Here is a 4,986-nt window from a genome sequence, read left to right as displayed (position 1 = left end):
GACGGCGCGCGGCGGCCTGCCGCCCGCGCCCCCCCGCCCGCGGGGGGGGGGGGGGGGGGGGGGGGGGCGGGGGGGCCGCGGGGGGGGGGGGGCCCCCCCCCCCCCCCCCCCCGCGCACCTGAACGCATGCTTCAGCAAACGCCGTTGACGCGGACGGCGGGAGGGAAGGACCGGTCGCGGAGAGCGGCCGGCCTCGCCCGCGCCCGGTGCCGGCGAACGAGAGGGAAAGGCGGTGCGTCGCCATGGCCGAGAAGGTCACGACAGGCACGCTCCAGCGGATGAAGGACGAGGGCCGCAAGATCGTCGGCGTCGTCGCGTGGGACTACCAGATCGCCAGGATCGTGGACCGCGCCGGCGTGGAGATCGTGTCGGTGGGCGACACCGTCGGGGTCAACCTGTGGGGGCAGGCCAACCCCTTCGAGATCACCATGGACCAGATGGTGACGGTCGCGCAGGCCGTCCGCCGGGGCGTGAGCCGGGCGCTGGTCAGCGTGGACTTCCCGTTCGGCCCGCTCCAGGAGGGCACGGACAGCGCGGTGCGCGCCGCGATCCGCTTCGTGAAGGAGGCGGGCGTCGACATGGTGAAGGTCGACGCCGCCTCGGACTTCCCCGAGGCGGTCACCGAGATCACCCGCGCCGGCATCCCGGTCTTCGCGCAGTTCGGCATCACCCCGCAGACCGCGCTGCGCTACGGCGTCGAGTACAAGGCGATCCCCTCGGCCGACGACGCGGTGCCGGTGGAGATGAAGGACGCGATGGTCGAGGAGGCCAAGCGGCTGGCGGACGCGGGCGCGGTGCTGCTGAACTTCACCAACTCCGGCCCCGTGGTGGGCGAGGCCGTCGCCCGGGCCGTCTCCGTGCCGGTGGTCGGCGGCTTCGGCGGCGGGCCCTGGCTGGACGGGCGGATGCGGATGGCGCACGCGGCGATCGGCTACGCGGCCTCCGCGATCGACAACCCGCCGGACACGTACGCGAACGTCGCCCAGATCACGCTGGACGCGATCGGCGCCTACGCGGCGGACGTACGGGCGGCGCGGCAGGTGGCGGGCGGCATTCCGGTGCCGCCGTCCGCCGGGAACTGACGGGAACTGAGAGGACGGGCCCATGGCCGGCACGCAGGAGACAACAGGCACGGTCGAGATCGGCGGCCTGCGGACGCGCTATCGGGTGAGCGGCCGGGGGCCCGCCCTGCTGATGTTCTCGCCCGGCGGCTTCGACTCGACGCTGGAGAGCTGGCGGACCGTCGGCGTGTACAAGCGCCTCAATCTGCTGGAGCACCTGTCGCGCTCGTTCACCTGCGTCACCTTCGACCGCCGGGAGTCCGGACAGTCGGGCGGCCGGGTGGAGCGGATCTCCTGGGCGCACTACGTGGCCCAGGGCGTCGGCCTGCTCGACCACCTCGGCATCGAGCGGGCGCACCTGATGGGCGGCTGCGTGGGGTGCTCCACGGTGGCGGCCTTCGGCGTCGCGCACCCCGAGCGGGTGCTGTCCATGGTGCTGTACTCGCCCGCGGGCGGGGTGCGGTACCGGATGAAGCAGCACGCGCGCTTCCAGGAGCACCTGGCGTACGTGCGAAGCGAGGGCCTCGCGGGGGTCGCGGCGCTGGCGCGCGGCTCGGAGGCCGGGTTCACCAAGGACCCGCGGGTCGGCCCGTGGGTGTCGGTGCTGCGCACGGACGAGGAGTTCGCGAAGCGGTACGCGGAGATCGACCCGGAGCGGTACGAGACGACGGTGACGGGGCTCGTGCGCCACCTGTTCGACCGGGACACCGTGCCGGGCCCGGAGCCGGAGGACCTGCTGACGCTGGACGTGCCCGCGCTGATCGTCCCGGGCCAGGACGGCTCGCACGCGCCGTCCGCCGCGCGCTACCTCCAGGAGTGCCTGCCCGCCGCCGAGTACTGGGACATGCCGGTGGCGGAGCAGACGGAGGACAACGCGCCGGCCCGGATTCTCGGGTTCCTCTCCGGCGTCTGACGGCGCGCCCCGCCTCCTCCTTGGTGGAAGGCGCGGGGCGGACGGCGCGGGTGGGACGCCGGGGAGCGGAGTGAAGGACCCACCGGCAGGACACCTCTGATGGCCGTGCCGGAGGGGCCGCCCGGTCATGCCGGTCGGCGCCGGGCGTCCCCACGGGTAAAAATGCCCCTATGGCACGACATCGGCACCTGGGTCCTTCCCGGCGGGGGCGCCCCGACGACAAGGCGCCCCCGTCCGGCCGGGTCAGCGCCAGGTCGCTGCTGCGGCTGCGCAGTGTCGTGGGCCAGATGTTCCTGCTCCAGGTCGTGGTCGTGCTGCTGCTCGCCATCGGCGCGGGCGTCCTGCTCGTCCTGACCGTGCAGCACGAGGGGGAGCAGCAGGCCGAGCAGCGGGCGCTCGCGGTGGCCTCGGGGTTCGCCAACGCGCCCGGGGTCGCCTCGGCCATGACCTCGCCCGGTGCGTCGGAGGTGCTCCAGCCGCAGACCCGGGCCGCGATGCAGGGGGCCGACGTCGATTTCGTGACGGTCGTCGACCGCCACGGCGTACGCCTGACCTCCGCCGTCCCCAGCCTGATCGGCCGCAGGAGCAATCAGGACATGGCGCCCCTGCTGGCCGGGCAGACCGTGACGAGCCGCGCCACCGGCGCGCTCAGCCCGCAGTACCGCGCGTTCGTCCCGGTGGAGAACGACGACGGCAGGGTGGTCGGCGCGGTCGGCGCCGGGGTGCGCACGAGCAGCGTCAGCGACTCCGTGAGCCGGCAGATGCCGGTGGTGCTCGGAGGCGTGGCCGTGGCCGTCGCCGTCCTCACCGGAGGTGCCGCGGTGATCAGCAGGCGGCTGCTCCGGCAGACGCACGGCCTGGGCCCCGCCGAGATCACCCGCATGTACGAGCACCACGACGCCGTGCTGCACGCCGCCAGGGAGGGCGTGCTCATCGTGGACGGCGACGGGACGCTGCTGCTCGCGAACGACGAGGCGCACCGCCTGCTCGACCTGCCCCCCGACGCGCGCGGCCGGCCGGTGCGCGAGCTGGGCCTGCCGCCTCCGGTGGCCGATCTGCTGGTGTCGAACCGTACGGCCACCGACGAGGTGCACCTCGCGGGCGGCCGGGTGCTCGGGGTCAACCAGCGCCGCACCGGTGAGGACGGCGGCCCGCCGGGCAGTGTGACGACGCTGCGCGACTCGACGGAGCTGCGCGCGCTGTCGGGCCGGGCCGAGGCGGCGAGCGCCCGCCTCGAACTGCTCTACAACGCCGGGCTGCGCATCGGCACGACGCTCGACGTGCAGCGGACCGCCGAGGAGCTGGCCGAGGTGGCCGTCCCCCACTTCGCGGACTTCACCACGGTGGACCTGACAGATCCCGCGCTGCGCGCCGAGGGCCCCGGCGAGCCCGGGGAGCGGAGGCTGCGCCGCGCGGCGCTCGTCGGCGTCGCGGACACGCACCCGCTGTTTCCCGCCGGCGCGCGGCTGCGGCTCTCGCACTCCGCGCCCCAGGTCCGAGCACTGCGATCGGGGCACGCGGTGCTCGAGGCGGATCTGCGCGGCGCCGGCACGTGGCGGGAACAGGACCCGGAGCGGGCCGGCCGGGTCCTGGACTACGGCATCAGGTCGCTGATCTCGGCGCCCCTCACCACGCGGGACTCCGTGCTCGGGGTGGTGAACTTCTGGCGCGTCGCGGACTCCGCCGCGTTCGAGGACGACGACCTGGCTCTCGCCGAGGAGCTGGCTGCGCGGGCGGCGGTGTGCATCGACAACGCGCGCCGCTACACCAGGGAGCACAGCATGGCGGTGACGCTCCAGCGCAGCCTGCTGCCGAGCGGCCTGCCTGAGCAGAACGCGCTGGACGTCGCGTACCGCTATCTGCCCGCGCAGAAGAACGTCGGCGGCGACTGGTTCGACGTCATCCCGCTGCCGGGCGCGCGCGTCGCTCTCGTGGTGGGCGACGTGGTCGGCCAGGGCGTCCAGGCCGCGGTGACCATGGGGCGGCTGCGCACGGCTGTGCACGTCTTCTCGGCGCTCGACCTGCCACCGGACGAACTCCTGTCCCGCATGGACGAGTTGGCGGACCGCATCGACCAGGAGAACGGCTCTGCCGAGTCCGGCCAGGGGATCTTCGGGGCGACCTGCCTGTACGCGGTGTACGACCCCGTGGACCGCCGCTGCACCATGGCGCGGGCCGGGCACCTGCCGCCCGCCCTCGTCGCTCCGGACGGTACGGTGCGCTTCCTCGACCTGCCGGCCGGACCGCCGCTGGGCGTGGGCGGGCTGCCGTTCGAGACGGCGGAGGTGGTGGTGGCCGAGGGCAGCCGGCTGGTGCTGTACACGGACGGGCTGGTGGAGGAGCGCGGCCGGGACATCGACGAGGGCCTCGCCGATCTGGCCGATGTGCTGTCCCGGGTGCGGGGCGGCCCCGAGGAGATGTGCACCGCGGTCCTCGACGCCCTGCTGACCGGCGGCCCCCCGGACGACACCGCGCTGCTCATCGCGCGCACCCGCGTGGTGCCGCGCGAGCGGGTGGCGCGCTGGGACGTGCCGAACGACCCGGCCGCGGTCGCGGAGGTCAGGCTCCTGGTGGCGGAGAGGCTCGCGGAGTGGGGCCTCGGCGAGGCGGGGTACACCACGGAGCTGATCCTGAGCGAGCTCGTCACCAACGCCATCCGGTACGCGACGGGGCCGATCACCGTGCGGCTGCTGCTGGACCGGCGGCTGATCAGCGAGGTCTCGGACGGCAGCAGCACGGCCCCGCACCTGAGCCATGCCGCGGCCACGGACGAGGGCGGGCGCGGCCTGTTCCTGGTGGCGCAGCTCTCGGAGCGGTGGGGCACCCGGTACACGGAGCGCGGCAAGATCACCTGGGCCGAGCAGCAGCTCCCCGCGGGCTACGTGCTGCCGGACACCACCCCGGAGGAGGGACCGCGGGATCTGGCCTGAGGACGGGGCGGGGCCCGGCGTACGCCATCGCCAGGCCGGCCCAGCCGCCCCCGCTCGCCCGGGCGCAGCCCCGCGGCCCGGT

3 protein-coding genes are annotated in these 4,986 nt (G+C 74.8%); all 3 read left to right on the top strand.

The window, feature by feature from the left end; genetic code table 11:
• Positions 1-242: 242 nt before the first annotated feature.
• The 3 genes from LCE31_RS29875 to LCE31_RS29865 all read left to right on the top strand — a co-directional run bounded on the left by LCE31_RS29875 (position 243) and on the right by LCE31_RS29865 (position 4,904).
• Positions 243-1,082: a 3-methyl-2-oxobutanoate hydroxymethyltransferase gene (locus tag LCE31_RS29875; RefSeq protein WP_225019826.1), complete on the top strand. Its 840-nt coding sequence runs from the start codon at positions 243-245 to the stop codon at positions 1,080-1,082.
• Between the two features lie 22 nt (positions 1,083-1,104).
• Entirely contained in the window at positions 1,105-1,974 is an 870-nt protein-coding gene (locus LCE31_RS29870) for an alpha/beta fold hydrolase (RefSeq protein WP_225019824.1), read from the top strand.
• 170 nt (positions 1,975-2,144) lie between these two features.
• Positions 2,145-4,904 carry a SpoIIE family protein phosphatase gene (locus tag LCE31_RS29865; RefSeq protein ID WP_374118587.1) on the top strand — a complete coding sequence of 920 codons (2,760 nt, stop codon included), beginning with the start codon at positions 2,145-2,147 and terminating at the stop codon, positions 4,902-4,904.
• Positions 4,905-4,986 lie beyond the last annotated feature (82 nt).

The sequence above is a fragment of the Streptomyces sp. 8L genome (assembly GCF_020176795.1).
Lineage (GTDB): Bacteria > Actinomycetota > Actinomycetes > Streptomycetales > Streptomycetaceae > Streptomyces.
Note: the sequence above shows the minus strand (reverse complement) of the source record. Positions and strands in the feature narration are given on the sequence as shown.

Coding starts and splice junctions, on each gene's coding strand:
- LCE31_RS29875 (WP_225019826.1), top strand. CDS start 243: ATGGCCGAGAAGGTCACGACAGGCACGCTCCAGCGGATGAAGGACGAG.
- LCE31_RS29870 (WP_225019824.1), top strand. CDS start 1,105: ATGGCCGGCACGCAGGAGACAACAGGCACGGTCGAGATCGGCGGCCTG.
- LCE31_RS29865 (WP_374118587.1), top strand. CDS start 2,145: ATGGCACGACATCGGCACCTGGGTCCTTCCCGGCGGGGGCGCCCCGAC.